Below are 1,786 nucleotides of genomic sequence, written 5' to 3' on the forward strand. Positions count from 1 at the left end.
GGTGAAACAGTTCAGGCTTGTCAGGTGACAAACGCACCCAGCGGATGAAGAGAAGTCCCAATTCCTTATGGCGCCCTCTCTTCTTGAGTACGTAGGGACACTCTACGCCATGGTCACTGAATCAAGGCTGAACCATGGCCATTGCGTCACCAGCCCTGTCGTTGCTTACAACTTGATGCCCAGCGACTGGCGCAGATAGGCACCGGCACCGAGCAGGCCCGGCCCTTCATGGGTGATAAGGAAGACCGGGATATCCTTGAGATAGGATTTGAAACGCCCCTTGTCCTCGAAGGCCACCCGAAAACCCGAGCCGATGAAGAACTCCTGGAAGCGCGGCACTATGCCACCGGCGATGTAGACGCCGCCGAAGGTGCCCATGTTGAGCGCCAGGTTGCCGGCAAAACGGCCCATCAGCACGCAGAACAGGCTCAAAGTGCGACGGCAGTCCAGGCACTCGCCCGCCAGCGCGCGCTCGGTGATGTCCTTGGGTTCGAACGCCTGCGGCTCGCGGCCATCGGACTTCACCAGACCACGGTAGATGTTGACGAGGCCGGGGCCGGAGAGCAGCCGCTCGGCCGAGACGTGGCCCAACTCGGCGCGCATCACCTGCAGCACCGCATCCTCCTCTTCGCTGTTGGCGGCAAAGTCCACGTGACCGCCTTCGCCCGGCAGGCTCAGCCACTGCTCACCCGCCTGCACCAGGTGGGCGACGCCAAGGCCGGTGCCGGCCCCGTAGATGGCGATGGGCTTGCCGGCCACAGGGGCCGCGCCACCCAGCTGGATGCGATCGCTCTCCCCCAGCACGGGCACCGCCATGGAGACGGCGGTAAAATCGTTGATCACCTGCAGCCGGGTCAGCCCCAGACTGGCCTGCATCTCGCTGATGGAGAACTCCCAGCTGTGGTTGGTCATGGCGACCCAGTCGCCGTTGATGGGGCAGGCGATGGCGATGCAGGCTTCGCTCACCTGCACCTTGTGCTCATCCAGATAGAGGCGAACCACGGCTTCGAGAGTGGGATGGGCCAGCCCGGAATAGGTCTTGGCCCGGGAAATGGTGCCGGTTGCCAGCTCGCACAGGGCCAACCGGGCATTGGTGCCGCCTACGTCGCCGACCAGCGCATGGGTATGCTGCATAAAACAACTCCTTCGTTACTGGGGTCGGGGCGGCCATTACCGTCCCGCACTTATTATTTGGTGCCAATTCTACCCGAGCCCCTCCCCTTGCGGCGCGTTTGATGGGTGCAACTGTGCGCCCGCTCACAGTGTTGTTGCTTTGCAACATTTGTAAGCGCTTTCACGGAATGACTGGAAGTTTGTAACCAAAACAACGAAATAATTAGACATGAGTCATACTTTGCAGGGCCGAGATTAGTTTCGATAAGAGCTTGTCTTGTATAGTCATCAAGTTGATTGGAAACCTGCTTAGCCATGAATTCAGTGCAAAGACACTGAAGCTAAATTACAAAAACGCCTGGTGGTGATGATGAATACCCTTGATAAAATTACTAATAATTTGGAAAGTTTCAGTAAATCAGAGCGTAAAGTCGCCGAGGTCATCCTGGCCTCCCCACAGACGGCCATCCACTCCAGTATCGCCACCCTCGCCAAGATGGCTGACGTCAGTGAACCGACCGTCAACCGTTTCTGTCGCCGGCTCGATACCAAGGGCTTTCCCGATTTCAAACTGCATCTGGCCCAGAGCCTGGCCAACGGCACGCCCTATGTGAACCGCCACGTGGAGGCAGAAGACGGGCCCGATACCTATACCGCCAAGATCTTCGAATCC

At 58.7% G+C, this 1,786-nt stretch carries 2 protein-coding genes; one reads left to right on the forward strand and one right to left on the reverse strand.

The genetic code is table 11. The features are described from left to right. Positions 1–165: 165 nt before the first annotated feature. Entirely contained in the window at positions 166–1,134 is a 969-nt protein-coding gene (gene glk, locus BN1143_RS10105) for a glucokinase (protein ID WP_042050465.1), read from the reverse strand. A 349-nt stretch (positions 1,135–1,483) separates the two neighbouring features. Between glk and BN1143_RS10110 the strand changes: the two genes are divergently transcribed. Continuing rightward, a partial coding sequence (locus BN1143_RS10110; RefSeq protein ID WP_042050468.1) for a MurR/RpiR family transcriptional regulator occupies positions 1,484–1,786 on the forward strand: 303 nt, incomplete at its 3' end.

It is taken from the genome of Aeromonas dhakensis, assembly GCF_000820305.1.
GTDB classification, from domain to species: Bacteria; Pseudomonadota; Gammaproteobacteria; order Enterobacterales; family Aeromonadaceae; genus Aeromonas; species Aeromonas dhakensis.